At 49.2% G+C, this 21,833-nt stretch carries 20 protein-coding genes and 1 pseudogene; 9 read left to right on the top strand and 12 right to left on the bottom strand.

The window, feature by feature from the left end; genetic code table 11:
• Positions 1-51 precede the first annotated feature (51 nt).
• Both BAZ21_RS19050 and BAZ21_RS19045 read right to left on the bottom strand, forming a co-directional pair.
• Entirely contained in the window at positions 52-1,254 is a 1,203-nt protein-coding gene (locus BAZ21_RS19050; protein ID WP_068504080.1) for an MFS transporter, read from the bottom strand.
• A 203-nt stretch (positions 1,255-1,457) separates the two neighbouring features.
• Positions 1,458-2,219 (bottom strand): AAA family ATPase, encoded by a 762-nt coding sequence (locus BAZ21_RS19045; RefSeq protein WP_068504078.1) that lies wholly within the window; start codon positions 2,217-2,219, stop codon positions 1,458-1,460.
• 176 nt (positions 2,220-2,395) lie between these two features.
• Here BAZ21_RS19045 and mprF point away from each other — a divergent pair, with 176 nt between their 5' ends.
• Positions 2,396-5,038: a bifunctional lysylphosphatidylglycerol flippase/synthetase MprF gene (mprF, locus tag BAZ21_RS19040; protein ID WP_068504076.1), complete on the top strand. Its 2,643-nt coding sequence runs from the start codon at positions 2,396-2,398 to the stop codon at positions 5,036-5,038.
• Positions 5,039-5,133: 95 nt separating this feature from the next.
• On the opposite strand, the gene BAZ21_RS19035 is transcribed toward mprF, so the two are convergent.
• A complete protein-coding gene (locus tag BAZ21_RS19035) occupies positions 5,134-5,760 on the bottom strand; it encodes a nitroreductase family protein (RefSeq protein WP_068504074.1) in 627 nt (208 codons plus the stop codon).
• A 237-nt stretch (positions 5,761-5,997) separates the two neighbouring features.
• Here BAZ21_RS19035 and BAZ21_RS19030 point away from each other — a divergent pair, with 237 nt between their 5' ends.
• Positions 5,998-6,474, top strand: a complete 477-nt coding sequence (locus BAZ21_RS19030) for a disulfide oxidoreductase (RefSeq protein ID WP_068504072.1) — start codon at positions 5,998-6,000, stop codon at positions 6,472-6,474.
• A 166-nt stretch (positions 6,475-6,640) separates the two neighbouring features.
• Positions 6,641-7,138 carry a CcdC family protein gene (locus tag BAZ21_RS19025; RefSeq protein ID WP_068504070.1) on the top strand — a complete coding sequence of 166 codons (498 nt, stop codon included), beginning with the start codon at positions 6,641-6,643 and terminating at the stop codon, positions 7,136-7,138.
• Between the two features lie 227 nt (positions 7,139-7,365).
• Here the strand turns inward: BAZ21_RS19025 and map are convergent, their stop codons facing one another.
• Positions 7,366-8,112, bottom strand: coding sequence for a type I methionyl aminopeptidase (map, locus tag BAZ21_RS19020; protein ID WP_007428495.1), 747 nt, complete (start codon positions 8,110-8,112; stop codon positions 7,366-7,368).
• A gap of 192 nt (positions 8,113-8,304) precedes the next feature.
• Here map and BAZ21_RS19015 point away from each other — a divergent pair, with 192 nt between their 5' ends.
• From BAZ21_RS19015 to BAZ21_RS19005, 4 genes and pseudogenes are all read left to right on the top strand, one after another.
• The gene (locus tag BAZ21_RS19015) at positions 8,305-9,000 is read left to right on the top strand and encodes a GntR family transcriptional regulator (protein ID WP_068504068.1); all 696 of its coding nucleotides are present in this window, start codon (positions 8,305-8,307) and stop codon (positions 8,998-9,000) included.
• 150 nt (positions 9,001-9,150) lie between these two features.
• Positions 9,151-9,258 (top strand): annotated as a pseudogene (locus BAZ21_RS28070) (GntT/GntP/DsdX family permease); the annotation flags it as partial.
• Between the two features lie 41 nt (positions 9,259-9,299).
• Positions 9,300-10,853: a gluconokinase gene (gene gntK, locus BAZ21_RS19010; RefSeq protein WP_068504066.1), complete on the top strand. Its 1,554-nt coding sequence runs from the start codon at positions 9,300-9,302 to the stop codon at positions 10,851-10,853.
• A gap of 108 nt (positions 10,854-10,961) precedes the next feature.
• Positions 10,962-11,141 carry a hypothetical protein gene (locus BAZ21_RS19005; RefSeq protein ID WP_068504064.1) on the top strand — a complete coding sequence of 60 codons (180 nt, stop codon included), beginning with the start codon at positions 10,962-10,964 and terminating at the stop codon, positions 11,139-11,141.
• A 205-nt stretch (positions 11,142-11,346) separates the two neighbouring features.
• Here BAZ21_RS19005 and BAZ21_RS29405 read toward each other — a convergent pair whose 3' ends face one another.
• The 3 genes from BAZ21_RS29405 to BAZ21_RS18995 form a co-directional block, all read right to left on the bottom strand.
• Positions 11,347-11,466, bottom strand: a complete 120-nt coding sequence (locus BAZ21_RS29405) for a YjcZ family sporulation protein (RefSeq protein ID WP_218061431.1) — start codon at positions 11,464-11,466, stop codon at positions 11,347-11,349.
• 114 nt (positions 11,467-11,580) lie between these two features.
• Positions 11,581-12,402 carry a serine/threonine protein kinase gene (locus BAZ21_RS19000; protein ID WP_068504335.1) on the bottom strand — a complete coding sequence of 274 codons (822 nt, stop codon included), beginning with the start codon at positions 12,400-12,402 and terminating at the stop codon, positions 11,581-11,583.
• Positions 12,403-12,557: 155 nt separating this feature from the next.
• Positions 12,558-13,307, bottom strand: a complete 750-nt coding sequence (locus BAZ21_RS18995) for a MerR family transcriptional regulator (RefSeq protein ID WP_068504062.1) — start codon at positions 13,305-13,307, stop codon at positions 12,558-12,560.
• 534 nt (positions 13,308-13,841) lie between these two features.
• Here BAZ21_RS18995 and BAZ21_RS18990 point away from each other — a divergent pair.
• On the top strand, positions 13,842-14,801 hold the full coding sequence (locus BAZ21_RS18990) for an L-lactate dehydrogenase (RefSeq protein WP_068504060.1): 960 nt from the start codon (positions 13,842-13,844) through the stop codon (positions 14,799-14,801).
• A gap of 477 nt (positions 14,802-15,278) precedes the next feature.
• Here the strand turns inward: BAZ21_RS18990 and BAZ21_RS18985 are convergent, their stop codons facing one another.
• The 5 genes from BAZ21_RS18985 to BAZ21_RS18965 all read right to left on the bottom strand — a co-directional run bounded on the left by BAZ21_RS18985 (position 15,279) and on the right by BAZ21_RS18965 (position 19,801).
• Positions 15,279-16,007 carry an ABC transporter permease gene (locus tag BAZ21_RS18985; protein WP_068504058.1) on the bottom strand — a complete coding sequence of 243 codons (729 nt, stop codon included), beginning with the start codon at positions 16,005-16,007 and terminating at the stop codon, positions 15,279-15,281.
• Entirely contained in the window at positions 16,007-16,723 is a 717-nt protein-coding gene (locus BAZ21_RS18980; RefSeq protein WP_068504056.1) for an ABC transporter permease, read from the bottom strand. The genes BAZ21_RS18985 and BAZ21_RS18980 overlap by 1 nt, the downstream gene beginning before the upstream one ends.
• The gene (locus tag BAZ21_RS18975; protein ID WP_068504054.1) at positions 16,720-17,637 is read right to left on the bottom strand and encodes an ABC transporter ATP-binding protein; all 918 of its coding nucleotides are present in this window, start codon (positions 17,635-17,637) and stop codon (positions 16,720-16,722) included. Before BAZ21_RS18975 ends, BAZ21_RS18980 begins: the two co-directional genes overlap by 4 nt.
• A 59-nt stretch (positions 17,638-17,696) precedes the next feature.
• Positions 17,697-19,013, bottom strand: a complete 1,317-nt coding sequence (locus BAZ21_RS18970) for a sensor histidine kinase (RefSeq protein ID WP_373441563.1) — start codon at positions 19,011-19,013, stop codon at positions 17,697-17,699.
• A 113-nt stretch (positions 19,014-19,126) separates the two neighbouring features.
• Positions 19,127-19,801 carry a response regulator transcription factor gene (locus BAZ21_RS18965; RefSeq protein WP_068504049.1) on the bottom strand — a complete coding sequence of 225 codons (675 nt, stop codon included), beginning with the start codon at positions 19,799-19,801 and terminating at the stop codon, positions 19,127-19,129.
• A 150-nt stretch (positions 19,802-19,951) separates the two neighbouring features.
• Between BAZ21_RS18965 and BAZ21_RS18960 the strand changes: the two genes are divergently transcribed.
• Positions 19,952-21,733 carry an alpha-glycosidase gene (locus tag BAZ21_RS18960; RefSeq protein ID WP_068504048.1) on the top strand — a complete coding sequence of 594 codons (1,782 nt, stop codon included), beginning with the start codon at positions 19,952-19,954 and terminating at the stop codon, positions 21,731-21,733.
• Positions 21,734-21,833: the final 100 nt, after the last annotated feature.

Raw genomic sequence — 21,833 nt, 5'->3', positions numbered from 1 at the left:
ATCAAAAAAACAGGACGTTTCGTTCAAGAAACATCCTGTTTTTCAATAATACTACACCGCTGTGGTTTGCGTACCTCTGCTGTTCCATTTTACAGCCAGCCCCAAGCTAAGAATGAGAATGGCTGCCCCGAAAATGTACGGCAAATTGATATGCACCTTGAACAACGTACCCGCCAGCGCAGGTCCCAGAATATTACCGATACTCATATAGGCATTGTTCATCCCGGCTGCAATGCCCTGCTCATCTCCCGCCATTTTGGATAAAGCGGTATTAATGGCTGGTCGCAGTAGCGACGTAGCGGTAAAGAAGATAAGGGAAACCCCGAGTACATAATAGAAGTTACCGGAGAGCAGCATAAGCACAAGAGAAATCGCAGAAAACAGAAAGGAGCCTATAATAACACTTTTTTCACCAAAACGATTCAACAGCGGACTGATGACCACAGCCTGAATCACGGTTCCGACCAATGCGCCTACCGTAATGATGGTGGCAATATCACCCTCATTATAGTGAAACTTGCCCGTTACAAAGAAAGGAAACATCGTTTCAAAATGCGTCAGTCCAAAGGTTAACGTAAAAATCATAATCAGCAGCATAAAGTAAGGCTTGCGGAAAGAAAGGGCAAACTGTTTAATCACATTATCGCGTTTGACCTTAATATTCCGAAATTTCAACTGCTTCTCCAACGACAAGGTTTCGGGCAACAAAATCAAAGAGATCAGCGCAGCCACGGCCGATACGCCGGCCGAAACATATAAGGGCGTGCGCATCGAGGTATGCGCCAAAAAGCCACCCACACCAGGGCCGATAACAAAGCCAAGTGACATGGCCGCGCCCAGCAAGCCCATTCCTCTGCCGCGATTGTGTACCGTTGTAATGTCGGCAATATAAGCCATCATCGGAGGAATCATAAAGGCAGCCCCCGCGCCTCCCAGCAAACGGGAAATATACAGCATCGTCAACGAGTGTCCAATAGCAAATAATACAGAAGACACCGTCATGATTACCAAACCGATAATAATCATTTTTTTACGTCCGTATTTATCGGACCATTCCCCAGCTAACGGTGAAAACAGAAACTGGGTCAAGCCAAATACGGCAACCAGGTAGCCTCCCGTTTCACCACTACCTCCCAAGGAACTCATAAATTTGGGAAGGATCGGGATGATAAGCCCAATTCCCAGCATGGCAATAAACATATTAATCATCAAAATGACCAGCGGTCCCATTTTCAACTGTTGTGAATCTGACATGTTGCGTTTTGTCCTCCTCAGCTTCTTTATTTCGCATACGAAAATCTTATTTTGCAGCTATTTCATCAACAAAACTATATTAATAGAGCAAGAGACAAATAACAATCATAAAATACTTCCGTTAACCCTGAATCTTTCCTTTGGCAGGACAGCAAAAAGGAACAACCCTGATTACAAGGCTGTCCCTCTCCCCCCCCCGTTCCTTAAAGGGGATTCTCGAATAGCTCATGCAGCATCTTTTCCTTGTTGTTCAGAAATTGCTTCATGATGACGAAATGATCGGTTTCCTCCAGCGTCCGGGTGTCGATTCCTTCATGTGTCAGATGATACAGAACAGAGTCAGGGTAGGCCATCAAAATCGGGGAATGCGTAGAAATGATAAACTGTGAGCCCTGCTGTACGAGTTCGTGAATCCGTGCAAGCATGGCCATCTGACGCAAAGGCGATAACGCAGCCTCCGGCTCATCCAGAATATACAGCCCGTGTCCGCCAAACCGATGCACAAATGCAGCAAAGAAAGACTCGCCATGCGACTGCTCATGCAGCGACTTCCCCCCGTAGGACTCTCGAATGGGTCGACCTCTTCCTTCTCGATCCAGCTCGTCAATATGAGTCGCCACGTTATAGTAGCTCTCCGCCCGGAAAAAGAAGCCATCCTTCGGCTTATCTATCCCTCTCACCAGCCGGATATACTCATGTAGTGAGGAGTGTGTGGCCTGTGTAGAAAAATTAAAATTTTTGGTGCCACCCTCTGCATTAAATCCCCAGGCGACTGCGATTGCCTCCATAAGCGTCGATTTACCTACGCCGTTTTCTCCAACAATATAAGTAACGGAAGGATGGAAATTGAGTTCATTCCACTGGTGAAGAGCCTTTAAGTTAAAAGGGTATTGGCTCCTGTCAGCATCTGGAGGCAACAACAGCTCCAATCGACGTATAAAAAGATTGCGATCCCATATACTCATGTCCAGTTCAGCTCCATTGCCAAGCAATTTACTAGGTATTTCATCATTATATTGGAATTATTTACAGCGATCAATCTGAAATCCATTTTCGTAACCCTTCTGTTGTTATTCAAGCGGTAAATACAGGTATAATATATAGTAGGGTAAATTTCATTATTTTTCAGGCAGGTGAATCGATGAATCCAAATCACAAACCAATCCAATCCTTTAAAATCGTACAGTTCTTAATAACCATCTACAGGCAGCGAATGACACGTATTTTGCTACCGCTGGCTGTACTGGCTTTTATTATATGGGAGGCTGGACGTGAGCTGAAAAGCTTCAATCTGGCACGTATGCTTCATGAGCTGCGGCGAATGGATGCCGCGTTCCTCATCGAAATCGGCTTGTTCTCACTGGCAGCGGTGGCGGCCATGAGCGCATACGATTACGTGATCAGGCATCATTTCAAGCTTCAGGTCAAGCCTGGAACGACATTTCGGTACGCCTGGATCTCCAATACCTTCAATAATGTCTTTGGCTTTGCAGGCTTTACAGGCGCGGGACTCCGCACCGTGCTGTACAAAAAAAGCGGCGTGCCGCTGGGTGTCATCACCTCTGCGGTCGTATTCCTTTCGCCTATCGTCATTACAGGATTGTCTTTACTGGCTTGGGGAGCCATTATCCATCTGTATCCGGTACAGCCCGTACTGGATGCTCATCCGTGGCTTCATTGGGCGCTATGGGGAATGGCGTTGTACCTGCCGCTGTTTCTGATCCTTCAACGATCCAAGCGTTACGCCAAATGGTTCAATAAGGGAGAAGGCCGGCTCTCCTGGCCCACGATCTCCGCCTCCATTGGCGCTTCGCTGCTGGAATGGCTGATGGCCGGTCTTACCTTTGCATGGATCGGCTCATACTTGCTTCATGAGCTGCCAATCAGTGCCGTGTTCGGCATTTATGTCATTGCTGCGATTGCCGGACTCATCAGTCTTGCACCCGGAGGGGTCGGTGCTTTCGACATCATTGCCCTGCTCGGACTGCAATTGGCGGGCGCCAATCCGGATCGGGCCCTGGCTGTGCTATTGGTCTTTCGCGTCTTTTATTTCATCATTCCGTGGCTGATCGGCCTGGTCTTGGCCGCGCTGGAGATAATTCCGCGCAACGAGCGCTTGAGCCAGCTGGCTGAGACAGGCTGGGATTACTCCCTTAATGCCTGGCAGAAGGTATGGGGCTGGCCTGGTCAGTTCCGGTTTTTGGCCGATCTGGGGGTATGGGCGCTTGGCAAGCTGGTACTCATCTCAGGCGTTGTGCTTCTTTTGTCTGCGGCTACGCCCGGCCTGTTATATCGGCTCCGTTTTGCCGAGCATTTGCTCAGTCTGCCTGTCATGCGCTTATCGCATGAAATCTCGGTTATCATCGGGATTATGCTTGTCGTCCTGTCCCATGGGATATCTCTGCGTATTCGCAGAGCATTGCGATTGACGCTGATACTGCTGCTGGCGGGCGCTATTTTTACCTTTATCAAGGGTCTGGATTTTGAAGAAGCCTTGTTCCTGCTGTTCGTGGCGTTAATGCTGTGGATCTCGCGTTCACGGTTTTACCGGGTCAGTGCGCCGCTGAATCGTCACAACATTTTAATATGGGGCGGGTTATCTCTCCTTGTGACCGGAGCTTATTTTATGATTGGAGCAGGCTCCAATACTCCGTTTATGCGCCATCTGCATGCCAAGGTTCATCTGGATTTTTTTATGAACCGCAGCGATTATGGGGTTACTGCCGTGTTCAGTTTGATTTTGGCATGGGTGTTCCTGACGGTGTATTTCTTCCTCAGACCGCAACGCGGAATTGGCAATCTGCCCGACGTACAGGAGCTGGATAAGCTAAAAGAGTTTTTGGATCGGCAGGGCGGCAATCTCGTTTCTCATATGCTTTTTCTCGGTGATAAGTATCTGTATTGGACCAGGAACGAACAAGTCGTGATTCCTTATGCTCGCAGCCGGGACAAACTGATTGTATTGGGCGACCCGCTTGGTCCAAAAGAGCGTGTGAGTGAAGCGATTCAGGAATTCCAGCGATTCGCAGACCGGTATGCGTTGACGGCTGTATTTTATCAGGCATCACCGGAGTATTTGTCCATCTATCACGAGAACGGTTATCGCTTTTTCAAGCTGGGCGAGGAAGCGCTGGTGCCACTGGAGTCCTTTACACTGACAGGCAAAAGCAACCAGACGCTGCGCAGCGCCAAAAACCGCTTTGACCGCGAGGGCTACTCGTTCGAAATGATTCAGCCGCCTTTAGAGGCGTCACTCATTGAGGAACTGCGTCATATTTCTAACATCTGGCTGGACGGACGCAAGGAAAAGGGGTATTCACTCGGCTGGTTCAAAGAACCTTATCTTCAGCTAGCACCAATTGCACTGTTAAAGGACCCCGAAGGAAAGGTCATCGCCTTTGCTACAATGGCCCCTGCCTATGATCGTGAACAGACGGTTTCCATTGACCTGATGCGACACTTGCCTGACACGCCGAATGGCACGATGGATTATTTATTCACACGGGTCATTGAATGGGCCAAGGAGAACGGGTATACGACATTTAATCTCGGCATGGCACCACTGTCTCAGGTAGGACAAAGTGAAAAGGCACTGCGCGAGGAAAAGCTGGCCAGACTCGTGTTTCAATACGGGGGACAATTTTACGGCTTTCAGGGGCTTCGACGCTTTAAGGATAAGTTCAAGCCGCAATGGGAGCCACGTTATCTGGCCTATCCTGCTTCTGTCTTTTTGCCGATTCTGACGCTGGAGATGGTATACCTCGTGTCCAAGCGTTCGGACTAAACAATAGCATGCTGACAACAGCAAAACCCAACATAAAAAAGGTGTTCCCCAACCACGACGGTTGCAGGAACACCCTTTTGATTTAGAAAGGATTCTTAGAAGCTGCCTTTTACAACAACTTCGGACAGTGGAAAACGTCCTGATGGACGTGCTGGCACTTGTGCCTTGCCTACACTAATAAGCATGACTGGCAGGTAACGTGCAGGAATGTTGAATTGCTCGATCAGTTGTGCAGGAATAAAGCCGCCCATAGCGCAAGTATCGTACCCCAAAGATTTAGCAGCCAGCATAATGTTTTGCGCCGCCAAAGATGAGTTCAGAATCGCCGCATCGCGAGCCACTTGCGGATTTTGGTATGCCCCGTTGATTTGACCCACCAAGGCATCACGAATTTCTGCTGGCAATGTGCCTGCTTCTACCGCTTGATCATAAATGACTGTGTTACGGTTTGCTTCCAAATCGCCCAACACGGCAATCGTTACGGAGCTTTCCGCGACTTGACCTTGGTTATAGGCGATAGGCAGCAATTTTTGCTTGTCCGCTTCGCTTTCGATCACGAGGAATTTCCAGTGCTGAAGGTTCCACGCAGAAGGCGCTTCAATAGCAGCTGTCAAAATAGCTTCCAGATCTCCCTCCGGCAATTTAAAATCCTTCACATAGCTTTTCACCGCGTGTCTTTCACTAATAACAGAAAGTGTTTCGTTTTTTTGGATGCTCGACATTGTGGGCACACTCCTAATGTTTTTATAATATATATCTAACTTGAATCCTCATTAACTTCCCAAACTACTGCAATTATAAAAATGATAGTGAATGATGTCAATATATTTAAGTATGATGACCCTGCACTCAAAATACAGTAGAATACGAGTAAGACATTCATATCGGTAGATGCCCGCCGATCGGACAAGACACGATGAGTTTATTGGTTCTTATTTGAATGAAAAAGGAGTGCTACAATGATTGGATCGTTTAAAAAAACGGATGTTGCTTTGTTTGCCGCCTGGATCGTAGCTTGTGTGGCCACCTTGGGCAGTCTGTATCTCAGTGAGATTTTGGGATACGAGCCTTGTAAGCTGTGCTGGTTTCAGCGCATTCTGATGTATCCCCTGACGCTTTTGCTCGGGATCGCTTATTTTAGGGGAGATACGGGAATACGCCGTTATGTCATGCCGCTGGCTATCATTGGAGGTGCCATTTCGGCCTATCATTTTACGATTCAGCGCATCCATGCAGCCGCCAAAGCAGCTACGCAAGCCTCAACCTCCTGCGGCAGAGTATCCTGTGAACAGGATTACCTGAACTGGTTTGATTTTATCACCATTCCTTTTCTCGCACTCATTGCCTTTATCCTTATTATTGCAGCGATGGGTTATATCATGCGCCAGGAAAAAAAATCAGCTCAGGGAGAGGTACAAGCCAAGAATCCTGCATAAACATGATAGTGACCCGATTATAGGGCCAGGCACCACCTTGAGGCGTATAATCCGCTTGCCGGAGGAAAGACTGTGACTAAATATATCCATTACATATGTGTTATAATGATAGCGGTTTGCAGTCTGTCCAATAACGCTTACATTCCTTATAGAGGGGGCCCAGTTCATGTTTCATATCAGCACCCCATTTCTCCAATATGGCGCGACCTTCGGCATGATCCTAATCGCTATTTCGGCTATTTTTATCCGCATGAAGACAGGTCACCGTCCTATTAACGCCAAAAAGATCATCATCCCTCCACTCGGCATGAGCACCGGCTTTATGATGTTTGTCGTGCCGGAGATACGGGTTCCCTGGCTTTGGGCACTTGGCGCTTTTCTGATAGGCTGGTTCATTTTTTCCTACCCGCTGATCCGCAGTACCAAGTTTGAGCTTCAAGAAGGGAAGGTTTACGTACAACGCTCGCGGGCCTTCTTTTTTATCCTGATCAGCCTGCTGATCATCCGACTGCTGCTGCATGAGTTTATTCAGCATTACATTACCATTCCGCAGACAGCAGGGCTATTTTTCATATTAGCCTTCGGAACCTTGCTGCACTGGCGGCTGCGTATGTATTTTCAATATCGTGAGTTTGCTTCGGACGAGAAGGAAATCCGCATCTGACCAACAGGAACATACATGCATCAAGGCATGTTGCTGTATAGACCAAGAAGACACGTTCTCCCAGCAGGAGCCGTGCCTTTTTGGTCTTTTGGTTTAGTTGGGCAAAAGATACCCTAGAATACGCAGGCCTATGATAAAAGAGACTGTCCTGTGGACAGCCTCCTCTCTGTAATATGACCAGCTCGTTCAAGCCATTCATCTGTACGCTGCCCGGATGATATCTCTTCTTATTGCTGGGTCAAAATGATCGGGCCGTCCGCTGTAATGGCCAGCGTGTGCTCGTATTGCGCCGACAAGCCGCCGTCCAGCGTACGTGCAGTCCAGCCGTCCGCATCAATTTTACTGCGGTATGTGCCTGTGTTGAGCATCGGCTCAATCGTAATGACCATGCCTTCTTTCAGACGCGGCCCGCGGTGTGGAGGTCCGTAATGCGGAACCTGTGGTTGCTCATGCATTTCTTCCCCGATGCCATGCCCAATAAATTCGCGTACGACCGAGAAGCCTTCTGCTTCTGCATAAGTTTGAATCGCATGGGAAATGTCCCCGATCCGGTTACCTATAACGGCCTGCTCGATCCCTTTGTACAGAGATTCTTTGGTGACGTCCAGCAGCTTTTGCGCCTGCTCAGATACGTTACCCACTGCATACGACCAAGCAGAATCCGCCAGCCAGCCGTTCAGGTTCACAACCATATCGATGGTTACGATATCTCCGTCCTTCAACGGTGTCTTGTTCGGAAAGCCATGGCAAATCACATCGTTAGGTGATCCGCAAGTTGCAAACTGGTAGCCGTTATAGCCCTTTTGCTCCGGTGTTGCACCATGCTTTTTCATGAATGATTCCGCAAAGGCATCAATCTCCAGTGTTGTAATACCTGGCTTGATCATTTTGGCAATTTCCCGGTGACAAGCAGCCAAAATCTCGCCAGCTTTTTTCATATTTTCAATTTGTTCTTTGGTTTTAATGATAATCATTAAACGGTCTCCTTCTTTTCCGTGTTCGTTCCACTTTTCACTACTTCCTTTTGCTGCTTCTATTGTAACGCTAAAAGCTGCGAAATGGAACCGATGTCCATTGATACCGTTTACAAGCATCTTAAATTGGGTATATAATACCCATGACTTGTATACTAGTATGAAAAATCATTTCCAAGATAGGAGTATCCTATGAAATATCCAACAACCTGGTTACAAGGTGCGTCACTTGGGGAAAGGATTGCTTGTGAACTCCGGCTCCAGATTATACGCGGCATACAGCTCCCAGGCACCGTGCTGTCTGAGAACCAGATTGCTGCCGATTTTGGCACAAGTCGTTCTCCTGTACGCGAAGCCTTGAAGGTGCTTGCCGGTGAAGGGCTTCTCCGTCTGGAGCGCATGGGAGCGATTGTCATCGGCATGACCCCCGCTGATATGGAGGAGCTGTTCGACGTAAGAAAGCTGATTGAGCATTTTGTTGTACAAAGGTACATACATAGCGATAATACCGGATTGGTGACCACTTTAAACCGGATGATCGACAAAATGGAAGTCGCTCTCAAGCACAGGGATGTCGCTGAATTTTCACTTCAGGACTTTAATTTCCATGAAGCCTTGGTTCAGGAGGCAGGCCATACCCGCATTCTTCATACCTGGAATGGAATGAGACAGCTGATCCTGACGGTCATGCTGGCTGCCACAGAACAACGCTTTGCGTCCAACATTGAAGAATCCCAAGTTACGATTCACAAACATCGCACCTTTGCGAACGCTTTAAATCAGGGTGATGCGCAGGATTTATTCGAGTTTATTGAGGATCATTATCGAGACACCCGCAACGCGGTTAACGATAGCGTACTGTCTCCCTATCACAAGACACGGTCCTAGTCTGTACATGCGTGACAAAGAGCCGATGCACCGCGCTTTACGCGTTTTCAGCAAGCGCGGTTCTTTTTCCAATTGAAGTTGTCGACAAGTATACATACAACTGCATATGAATGAATAAATTACCAAAGGACTGGGCAGCACGCTACTGTATTTTTCAACATGTCCGTTCCGCAGACTTTAAAATCATGGACCGTTATGGAAACCATTCTCTCCATGGTCGCTTTCGGTTTGATTATGCTGCTGAGTGTGTTAATTTAACGATAAAGAGGTAATAACGGTAAGTGAAGGGGAGATTGACTATGACAGACACCCGATACATGATCGGCGTCGATATCGGTACGACCAGTACCAAGGCAGTGCTTTTCGAGGAAAACGGCAATATTGCCGCCCAGCATCATGTAGGCTATCCACTGCATACACCTGAGCCCGATGCGGCGGAACAGGACCCGGAAGATATTTTTAAAGCCGTTGTAACCACGGTGCAAGAGGTCATGAAGCAAAGCGGAGTGCCAGCCGAGCATGTGCTCTTCGTCTCCTTCAGTTCGGCCATGCACAGCGTACTGGCGGTGGACAAGAACGGCAAGCCGTTGACCGCCTCCATCACCTGGGCAGACAACCGCAGCGTCAAATGGGCTGAAGCGCTCAAGCATAAATACAACGGACACGACATTTACTTACGCACCGGGACGCCCGTTCATCCCATGTCACCGCTGACGAAGCTGATGTGGATTACACGGGATTTACCGGATGTGGCGGCTCAGACGTACAAATTCATTTCGATTAAAGAATATGTATTTGCCCGGCTATTCCATCAATATGTTGTCGATCATTCGATTGCCTCCGCGACAGGTCTCATGAATTTGCAGCAGCTGGATTGGGACGAGGAAGCACTGCGCATTGCAGGTGTAACGAAAGAACAGCTGTCCGAGCTGGTGCCAACGACTCATGTGCTACAAGGGCTGAATAAGAACTACGCCCATGACATGGGCCTGCTGGAAACGACTCCTTTTGTTATCGGGGCCAGTGATGGGGTCTTGTCCAACCTCGGCGTGAATGCAATCAAGCCGGGAGTTGTCGCGGTCACCATCGGTACCAGTGGAGCCATCCGTACCGTGGTCGATCAGCCGCTGACCGATGCCAAGGGACGCTTTTTCTGTTATGCGTTGACCGAAAAGCTGTGGGTGATCGGCGGCCCGGTGAATAACGGCGGGATTGTGTTCCGCTGGATACGGGATGAATTTGCAGCCTCCGAGGTGGAAACGGCCAAACGCTTGGGAATCGATCCGTATCATGTGCTGACCCAAATCGCGGAACAGGTGCGTCCCGGCTCGGACGGTCTGCTTTTCCTTCCGTATTTATCCGGCGAACGCGCACCTCTGTGGGACCCGAATGCACGCGGCTCTTTCTTCGGCCTGTCCCTGCGCCATAAAAAAGAGCATATGATTCGCGCCGCACTGGAGGGCGTGCTGTTCAACCTGTACACGGTCATGCTCGCTATGGAAGAGGTCATCGGCAGACCGTCAGTCATTCACGCCACTGGCGGATTCGCACGCTCGGAGCTGTGGCGTCAGCTCATGGCGGATATTTTCGATCAGGAGGTCATCATCCCCGAAAGTCTGGAAAGCTCCTGTCTGGGCGCAGCTATTCTGGGCTTGTACGCCCTCGGACGGATTGACTCGCTGGATGCAGTATCCGGTATGATCGGCACCACTCACCAGCATAAGCCTGTGGCAGCCCATGTGGATATTTACCGCGATTTACTGCCGATTTATATCCGCATCTCGCGTAAATTTGAAGAAGAGTTCAAGGATATTGCGGAGTTTCAGACCAAGTCCCTACAAACCTCAAATTAATGGAACCTGTTACAGCATGGTTGCGTATTACCGTTTCATAAGAACCTGTCTATGTCAGCTAATGATATAAAATAATCAGTTGGACAGGATACGAAGGAGGATTAGACGATGCTCAAAAAAATGCTGCACCGCCTGCTACATTCCACCTCTCATTCTCATAAGCGGCGATACAGCAGCTCAGATCGTTATTACGACCGTAAACGCCATTCTTCATCAGACGGCTACAAAAATAGTCATAACGGACACCGATATTACAAGGACAAACGCCGTCATTACTCCAGTTCCTAGCCGAGTAACAAGAACAAGAAACAGGAACAGGAAGCGGCAACAGGATATTGCGTGGAGTATATCGGAACACAAGAAGGAACCATAGCTCCTTCAATCCTAATAAAGCGAAGATCCTTCTCATCAAGGAGCTTCGCTTTATTGTTATACACCCTCCTTATGCAGGGCAACATCTGTGCATTTTACAGGAAATCGGCTATGACCGAAATTACAGAAACATGGTTTTGGAAATGATTACCAGCAAAATAAACAGCACCAGAATTGCTCCCATAGAGGTCCAGGCTCCCATGCCACAACCCATACCACCTAATCCATACATATGACTCATTTACAACACTCCTTTCGCTCATTTACAGGATCATTGTATGTAGATCGGGTCAAATGAGTAAGGGGCATTCCCCTATTTTTACGGTGAATGTCTGGCTATCTTTATGGACTATTATTATGAATTAACATCCATCTGCTGCAATGCTTCCTCCAGCTCCAGTATAAATTGTCGGCTATGTTCATACCGTGGACCCATCTGAAAAAGCCGCTCCAGCATATGACGAACTGGTGGACTGAGCTTCAATTCCTCCTGCCAGCTTCCCGGTGGTTGATCCGGTTGCGGCTCGTAGCTGCTATACAGCATAAAAAGCATCAAGTGACCGACATCATACAAATCGCTATAGACAGCGACGTCCTGCCGCTCAGGCGCGCGCTTGTCCAGCATGGCTTCGGTGAATACATCCTCCTGTCGCTCTCCTACCGCCAGCGCAAGACCAAAGTCGATCAAGTACAGTTTCCCTGCTCGATAAAGCACATTCGGGATGCGGATATCCCGATGGATATAGCCCCGTTCATGCACATGCTTAACCCTTTCCATCAGCTCCAGCATGTAGACGATACATTCCCGTTCTGTAAAAGAACGCTCCTCTTCAAATATAAGCTCCTCCAGCGTCCTGCCCGGGATATATTCCATAACCAGGTACATTCCGTTCGGATGCTTTACCCTTTCGAGCAGCTTCGGGATATAGGGATGGTCCATCTGCTGCATGATATCGGCCTCACGCTGCAGCAGCTGAACTGCCTTCGCCCGCTTGCTCGGTCTGGGCAGCTTGACCGCTACCTCCTGCCCACTCTGCCCATCCTGACAGAGGTAGGTCAGACCATAGCTGCCCATGCCCAGCAGTGAAAGAATACGATACCGTCCGCTTAGTATATCGCCAGGCTGTTTCGGATAATCGATCCATGATTGATAAGTGTTTCGCAACCAAGCAAACATCTTTCTGCCCTTTCCTTTACATGCCGCAGCCAATCTCTTTCTCTTTCCATGCGACTTGTTCTCTTATTCTTTTGTTCTTGTGTTCCACCATTATACCATCACAATAAAGACCATCAGAGCCGGGAAGGTCTGATGGCCTATCAGAAAAATGAAGGTTATGCCTCTCTGCGTCTGCGTGGCGCCAACCCGAGCCAGGATAGCAGCGAATTGCGCGATTTGCGCTGCCTGCCCTGATAGGTACGCAAATTGGTAATTAGCTGTCGATCCCGCTCCTCGTCAGCCCGTTCTTTCATCCAGCGTTTTTGATCCTCCAGTTGGTTAGAAAGGCTAATATTTTTTTCCACCAAACGGCTATGCTCCGCTTCCAGCTCTTCCAAACGATTTCGCATCTCCAGCAAAGCACTTTGCACCATATCCTGCATCTGCGTCAGTCCTTGCGGCTCTATGGGCTCCTGCAACTGTAGCTGCACCGTTTCTTCTGAAAGTTCCTGTACATTGATTTCATCCTGTATGCCTGCCGACTCCAGAGTAGCAACGGCTTGCGCCTGTACCACAGACGCCTTCCTGCCCTCAGCCGCCGCCATTATCTCCTCCCAGGTTGCAGCCAATGATTCCGCATCCGAGACGGGCGGCAAACGGAATTCTTCATCCTCGATTGGGAATGGTGCGGTCACCCTCTCAAGCACCACCTGTACTGCCTGATCCATCGTCATATGATCTTCACGCAGCGCTTTTCGCATCCCCCTTAGGCACTCTACATCTTCTGGATTGAACATTCTCGACTGGTTCGCGGAACGCTGAAACACATAGCCCTGCTCCTCCAGCGCTGCCGCATATTTACGAAGGGTACTTGCCCCGATTTTCAACTGTCTGGCCGCTTCCGTCGTCGATCTGCTTTCTTCCATTGATCATTACCTCCCCGGATGGTATGGAAAGAAATAAGCTTGTATATATACAATTCGCGGAACCAAATGGAAACCCTTTGGCAGAAAACTTCTAATATTGCGGACTGCTAGGAACCTTTGTCATAACCGAAGATTATAAAAAAATGCAAGAAACGACACGCGGAAATGCTTCTGATCTATGCACCTTTAGAACTTTTTCGAAACGTCACATAAATGTCATATTTCCAGTGTCTCGATGACACTATTCCTTCCATTGATATAATGTATTTTTTAGTCCATATCGATGTTCCCTTAAAATGAGATTGAACCATGTCATCCTCCATTCCAGTGAAAATGTCGATAAATTCACGATTTTGCTGCAATTCATCTCAAAAAAGCAGCTCTATTTACAGTTTCTTTTTAATTTTTCAGTATAAAGGTAAAACAATGGATATTTTCAAAAGATCATCAATATGTTATGTTATGTAACGTAAAATGGATTTCAGACATAATTTGTAGCATATTAACGTTCACTGGAACGAGGAGGAAACATAAATGAAGGGAAAGGCAAGGAAAGTAGCGATTGTCGGCGCGGGAATGGTCGGTTCGAGCTGTGCCTACTCAATGGTCAATCAGTCCATTTGTGACGAAATCATGATGATTGACCGCACATATGACCGAGCCTTGGCACATGCCCTCGATCTATCTCATTGTATGGATTTTACGTCCACACGTACTAAGGTACATGCGGGAACGTATGCAGATTGCACAGATATGGATGTTGTGATTATAACAGCAGGGGCCAATCCGAAGCAGGGGCAACACGACCGCCTGTCGGTATTGGATGACGCAGTGATTATCACTCGGGAGATTGTAACAGCCATTATGGAGAGTGGTTTCGACGGTATCTTCGTCATTGCAGCTAATCCTGTCGACATAGTGACCTATCTGGTGCAGAGTATTTCCGGTCTGCCGCGCAGCAAGGTGATCGGCACAGGCACCTCTATTGACTCATCCCGCCTCAAGACGCTGCTTTCTGAAGTATTTTCCATCGATCCCCGCAGCGTACAGGGCTATGCCCTTGGCGAACATGGCGATTCCCAATTCGTCGCCTGGTCACACGTCACGATTGGCGGAAAGCCGCTCTTGCACATTTTGCGTCAGCATAAAGAGCGATTCAGCCACGTGGATCTGGAGGACATTGCCCGGAAAACGAAGGATGCAGGCTGGGAAATTTTCACTCGCAAGGGCGCTACTTATTTTGGTATAGCCAATGCGCTGGCCTACATTACCCGTTCCATTTTGAATGATGACGGTAAAATTATAGCGGTTTCTGCCGTATTGGACGGCGAGTACGGGCACAGCGATGTCTGCACGGGCGTTCCGGCAATCATCGGCAGCGGAGGAATTCAGGAAATCATCGAGTTGGAGCTAAGCCCTGAAGAACAAGCCAAGTTCGACGCCTCCTGCCGTCTCATTAGCAATAATATTCGTGCCATGCCGGGCTTGGTGTAAAGACCTGCATTACGCCGGATTGAGGTATAGTGTTCTCATTTCAATCCGGTGGGGACAAACTAGCTACCAAGTCACCACATTCTCTTCAAAGCGAGGGATTATTATGATATATTTATTTTTCAACCAACTGAACCCCCTTGTCCCCACTCTGCTCATTTGCCCGTTAATTGCTATTATAATCGGGGTTATTTGTTCGTTTTTTCATTCGAGGGTTCTGCTAGCTGTAGGGATCGCTCTTTTACTTCCTCTCCTGTTTATAACAACAAGTATAGCCACCTTCAAATCCAACTTGGACGCATGGGCGATATACGGTATTATGTATGCCCTGATTACTTATGCTTCATTTAGGATCACTTCACGAATCAGAAGCTGAATCAGCTCTATATTCCAATTCTGAGATGTCCCTGGAAGATGAAATATTCGAACAGATGGAGGTGAGCCCCATGTACCAGCAAGCTAACCTCCTATATTCTCACTCTAAATCTCTTTATAACGAAACACCGTCAGACCCGCAAACAAAAACACAACAAAGCTACCCAGGACAACCGTAATCAGCGTATCGGTTGGCACCATGAACGCCCCGAAGTTGTCTTTTCCGCTCGGCATCATCGCCAGCAAAGGCTGCACCCACGGATAATATGGGCCGTAGGTCTGGGAGTTGGCGATCAGAATATTCGGCACGGTAAAGACGAAATTCAATGCAAGCGGTGCGGCAAAGCTGGACCACAGGAAGGACACCATCAACTGCAACGCAGCTAGCGGCAGACAGGCAACCCAGCCTGCGAGCAGACTTTGGACGATCACTTCCCAAGGAATCGGTCCGTTCATACCCTGCACAGCTCCAACACCCAGCAGCGCTCCCCCGAACAATAGCTGGGTCAATCCGACCAAGGCCATAATAATCGTCAGCTTGGCCGCGTACAGACTGGTGCGGGACAATGGCAATGACATCAATTGCTTCCAACCGCCGCCCCCATGCTCGAATCGGCAGATCAGGGATGCAAACACGGCTGTGAGCATCGGCATGAGCAGCAGCGCATGTACTGTAAGCATGGCAGTCAACAGCAGCAGCCAGTTCCCTCCCGGGTTCGCCAGCAATCCAATCAGGACGGCAATCGCCGGGCTGACGAGCGCAAGCAGCCAGACGGGCGATTTAGCCATTTTCAACCGTTCGACAGAAAGCAGCCGTACATATCCTCCGAGCATTACGCCACATCCTTTCGGCTAAAATGAGCCGCTGTCAGCAGGCTGAGAAGTACACCCGTTCCGCAGCCGATGGACGCGAATATCCACGCTTGAGGCGCAGCCCATGCGAATTGCGGCCAAGCCGGCGGAAACCATTCGGACAGCTGTGAAGCAAACAGGCTGCCGATGCCCAGCGTAATGCCCAGTGTTACAGGCAGCGCCTGATTATGGAACGTGACCGTTAGCCACAACAGCAGTACGAGCATAGGCAGTGTACCACCCAAGGGCCAAAACCCGAGCCGCAGTAATTCGCCTATTGGCGCAGGCTCTCCTCCGAAGCCGAGAAGCATTCCCAGCCCCCACGTTCCAGCCGTCAGGAGCAGACAGGACACACACAGCATGCCGATGGCCAGCGTCAGCTTCGCCATATAGACACTGAATTTTGAAATAGGCAAGGCCAGTAGCTGCTTCCAGGAATTAGACGAATGCTCCACATTCGCCAGCATGGAAGAGACCATGGTGGCTCCTAGCACCAGCGCAAGGGGGACGAAAAGAGCAATGTTATCCATCAAGGATTCCCACAAATGACCCTTGTATCGCGGAATCAGATAGTCATAGCGGAGTCCGAAGTTCAGTCCCTGCATGGCCACCAGCCCAAGAGGGCCGAGGAATACCAGGAACCAGATTCCCTTTCTGCGTGCTTTGAGCAGATCCGCCGTCAGCGCCCGCAGCATCATAGGGAGCCCCCTCCTTTGCCCACCACTTGCATGAACATATCCTCCAGCGATTTGCGGCGTTCCTCCACACGATACACGGCATGCGTGTTTTCGACCAATCTTCTGACCAGCAATGCAACAGCCGCATCGTTCATATTTTCAAAATCCAGTGCTGCTCCGTCCTTTACCGAATGGTAGCCTTGCTCACGTGCAATGAGTTGAGCTGCCTCCGGCTCCGATACGACGATACGAATTCCCCCTGCGGATTCCTGACGGAGATTGTGAATCGTATTTTGGAAGACCAATTCGCCTTCACGGATAATGCCGACGGTATTCGCCATCTGCTCCACCTCGCTCAGCAGATGGCTGGATACCAGTACAGTGATCCCCCGTTTCTCGGGCATCATCTGAATCAATTCGCGCATTTCCTGAATGCCCTCCGGGTCCAAACCATTCGTAGGCTCATCCAGAATAAGCACTTCGGGATTCCCGAGCAGTGCTGCTGCAATGCCAAGTCTCTGCTTCATGCCCAGCGAGTAGCCTTTGACCGGGCGTTTGGCGTGTTTGGTCAGTCGAACGACCTCCAATACGTCGGCAATGTTCTCTTTGGGCACATTCAAAATGCGGCGAATGGCCTCCAGATTTTCGATTGCGTTCAAATGACCGTAATACGAAGGATACTCTACCAACGAGCCAACTTTGCGCAAAATATCGAGCTTATGTCTGCGAATATCCTGTTCAAATATGTGGATCGTTCCCCGGGTTGGACGAATGAGTCCAAGCAGCATTCGGATCGTTGTCGTTTTCCCCGCTCCGTTCGGACCGAGAAAGCCATAAATATCTCCACGGCCTATTTTCAGGTCCAGTTGATTAACCGCAGCACGGCCTTTGTATATTTTGCTGAGACCGTTCGTTTCAATAATGTATTCGTTCAAATTCCTCACCTCGGCACCTATCGTAACGTACCAAGTTTAAAGCTGAGGGAACCCTTTGTTTAAGTTTTGTTTAAGAGGCGAATTTGTGTCCCGGCAGAGGAACTGACAATATCCCTCTCCAGCTTCATTTCACGAGCCAACAATTCCGTAATCGCCAAGCCAATCCCCGCTCCTTTTTCACAAGACTGGCGCTCCATTCCCGGACCTTTATCTGCAATAACTAGCGCCGATTTCCCGTAATGCTCTTGTACATGAATCCCAATATAGCAGCCTGAAGCGGCATGGCGAACTACATTTTGGAAAATATTATCCAGCAAACGGCGGAAGCCCTGCTCATCGACCTTCCATACGATACTATGCTCGGGCAGATCGATATCCACCTCAAAGCCTTCCTTTTCCCACACCGGATACCAGCTGGCTGCACATTCCCTCACCAGCCGCAGGATATCGCGTGGTTCGTTATGCAATGTGTATTTGCCACTGGATAGCAGATTGTAGGTAAGCAGGTTGTCGATCAGACTCCCAAGGTCCTTTAACTTGTTTTCCATCAGCGTAATCGACTGCTTCCCTTTGCTGCTCAGATTTTCCGCATCCAGTGTGTACAGATGACTGCGCACAACCGTAAGCGGTGTCCGAATATCGTGTGACAGATCCGCGACCAGCCTTTTCCGCAGCTCTTCCTCCTGTCGCTCACGTCCCCGACTATCTGCCAACTGCTCAACCATCTGATTGAACGCTTCCTCCAGCTTGCCGATTTCATCCGGGCGTCCAGTAGTGACAAAAATGGGTAATCCATCCTCCCCTCGCTGCGACATGGCCGCCTGAAGCCGCACCAGTCTGCGCCGAATGCCTACAAAAAACAGGAGAGACACGAATATAAAGCCTGCAAGCATCAATACTATGAAAAAGAGGTAGTACATCAATATGCTGCTATTTGTATGCTGCTGTTCAAAGAATGAACGGGGCACTTTTAATACCATGTAACCCTGATTCACATCTTCTTTGCCGCCACCAATAAAGGCCACTACTGTGAACGGTCCCTTGTAGCTTGCTTGCTTCATAAAGGCGATAGCTTGCGCCGCACTCCATTGATCTGGAACTTCTGGTTGAGTGGGTAGCTCCAACCTTGTTTTCCCGGTAGCATCCACCCAAAATATCTGCGAATCGGGAAATATGTCCCGCTGTATTTTGCGCAGATGGGCCGAGATTTGCTCGGGTGAGGCTCCTTTCAAGGCTACAGCTTCACGATGCCAGCTACTTTCGGTATGGGCAAAGGAGGGGTAGCTTGGGTTCTTAGGCGTGAGACTCGTCTTCCAGTTAAACAACATATCATAGATAATCATGGTGGCAGGCAAAATAATAGGCAATAGCAACATGGCTACCACAATAATGAGCAGATAGCGAAATAACAGCGAACTTCGAAATCGCCCTCCCTGACCAGATTCCAAGCTACGCCGCAGCCTCCCCCCACCTTTACGCAGCCCGCTCACTACGCTTTCACCCGATAGCCTACACCACGGACCGTTTCTATGATACGGGGATTCGCAGGGTCAATCTCCAGCTTCTCGCGCAGGTGCCGGATATGAACCATCAGTGTCTTGTCTCCGTCGATATACGGATCGCCCCACACAGCCTCATACATTTGCTCCTTGGTCATAATCTGGCCCAAATGCCGCAGCAAATAAGCAAAAATATGATATTGCTTGCCTGTTAACGTAATTTCTTCCCCGGTATCACGATTCACAATACGGTTATCAGGAGGGTACACCGTGAGATGTACCAGTTGTATAGATTCTTCGGGTGCGGTACCTGTTCGACGCAGCAAAACCTCCATTCGTGCAATGAGCTCATCCGGGTGAAAGGGCTTTGTCACATAATCGTCGGCAAAATCCAGCCCTTGCAGCTTATCGTCAATGGAGGTACGGGCTGATAACATAAGAATCGGAAGCTCCGGGCGCTCTTTCTTGAGCCGTTTGCCAATGGTAAAGCCATCCAGACCGGGCAGCATCACATCCAAAATGACTAGCTGGCACGTATGGACTGCTTCTACAGCCCCATCCCCACTGCGAAGCCATCTTACAGTGTAATTTCGTTCTTCCAAATATTGATGCATCCAAGCACCGATATCCTGATCATCTTCAATGTACAGTACACTTGTTTTCATCATAGACACCTGCTTATCTTTTTTTCTTTTATGTAATGGGCATTATAGCATTTATGGTACATAACTCGCCTAAAAAGGTTAATAACTACCTTATACGACATACGCTATACGATTTCAAATTTTATGGCTTGTGAAAAAGGAGGCTATTCCATGCTACTGGAAGCGATATACCATCACCCGAAACGTAATTGGGCTTTTGGCTATGATCATGAAACGATATTCCTGCGGCTTCGCACCAAGAAAAATGACCTGACCACCGTTCACGCTCTAACCGTAGATAAGTACGACTGGGAACGTACCCGGCAGCTTGTTCCGATGTCCAAATTTGCCACCGACGGCAGGTTTGATTACTACGAATGCACCGTAAAGCCTACTCATCGTCGGCTGAAATATGGATTCTTACTGGAAGATGGAGATGAACGCCTGTGGATGAATGAGGATGACTTTACTACCGAGGAACCCCAAAATGCAGATCATCTGTTCCAATACCCGTTTTTGAATCCGATTGATATTCTCAAGCCTCCTGCATGGGTGAAGGATGCCGTATTTTATCAGATTTTCCCGGAACGCTTTGCGAACGGTGACCCTTCCATTAGCCCGGAAGGTGCGGAGACATGGGGTGGCACGCCGCAAAGAGACAATTTTTTCGGTGGGGATCTACAGGGCATTCTGGATCATCTGGATCACCTGAGCAAGCTGGGGATTAGCGCCCTGTATATGACTCCTGTCTTCAAGGCAACGACGAATCATAAATACGATACCGAGGATTATATGGAGGTAGACCCGCATTTCGGGGACAAGGAGATATTAAAGAAACTGGTGAATGCCTGCCACGACCAGGGAATACGGGTGCTGCTTGATGCGGTATTCAACCATTCAGGGCGTACCTTCAAGCCATTCGTTGACGTGCTGGAAAAAGGCGAAGCTTCCCCTTACAAGGACTGGTTCCATATACATAGCTTCCCGCTGGAAGTGGTGGATGACACACCGACCTACGATACATTCGGGCTGGAGCCGATGATGCCCAAGCTGAACACTGAGCATCCTGAGGTAAAAAAGTACCTGCTGGGCGTGGCCAAGCATTGGATTGAGGAGATCGGCATCGACGGCTGGCGGCTGGATGTGGCTGACGAAGTGGATCACGCCTTCTGGCGAGAATTCCGTACGACGGTCAAGCAGGCCAATCCGGATGCGTACATTTTGGGGGAAATGTGGAATGAGTCGTCAGAATGGCTACAGGGTGACCAGTTCGATGCGACGATGAATTATCCGTTCACCTATGCGGTGAATGATTTTTTCGTCAAAAAAGTGACCGATGCCCAAAGCTTCGCCTTTGCCATCGGACAACAGCTGGCCCGCTATCCGCAACAGGCATCTGAAGTAGCCTTCAACCTGCTGGACAGCCACGACACGCCACGCCTGCTGACGCTGTGCGGAGGTGACAAGCGGCTGATGTGGCTGGCCGCTATGTTCCAGTTCACGTACATGGGCGCACCCTGCATTTATTACGGTGATGAGATCGGCCTGGATGGAGAGGCCGATCCAGGCTGCCGCAAGTGCATGGAGTGGGACACCGATAAGCAGGATCATGAGCTATTCGATTTTTACCGCAAGCTGATTGCGCTTCGCAAGGCGCATCCAGCCCTCCGCGCCAAGGGAAGCCTTACTTTTCTGGAGGCACAGCCGAAAAGCTCGTCCCTCGCCTATGAACGCCGGAGCGAGGAAGAAGTGCTGCTCGTGCTGCTCAACCGTTCCGATGAGGATCATATTTTTGAACTGGACATTCCCGAGCAGGAATGGCAATTAGCCTTTGGCGAAAGCAAGTGGTCCATAGGAACGGAAGGCTTAAAGGCCGAGCTTCAACCCTACGGCTACGCCGTGCTGAAGGCAGTACCTGTCCGGTCAGTGAAGCCTGGCATAATGCCTATATAGGCTCATGTCGGCGGGAGTACCATACGAGCACGGCCATACAAGTGAGACCACCATGAGCAGGTTAGGAAACCTGTATATTCCGGTGGTCTTTTGATATTGA

The organism is Paenibacillus kribbensis, assembly GCF_001705305.1.
Taxonomy (GTDB): Bacteria; Bacillota; Bacilli; order Paenibacillales; family Paenibacillaceae; genus Paenibacillus; species Paenibacillus kribbensis_B.
The sequence above is the reverse complement of the archived record's forward strand: the minus strand, read 5'-3'. Positions and strand labels throughout refer to the sequence as shown.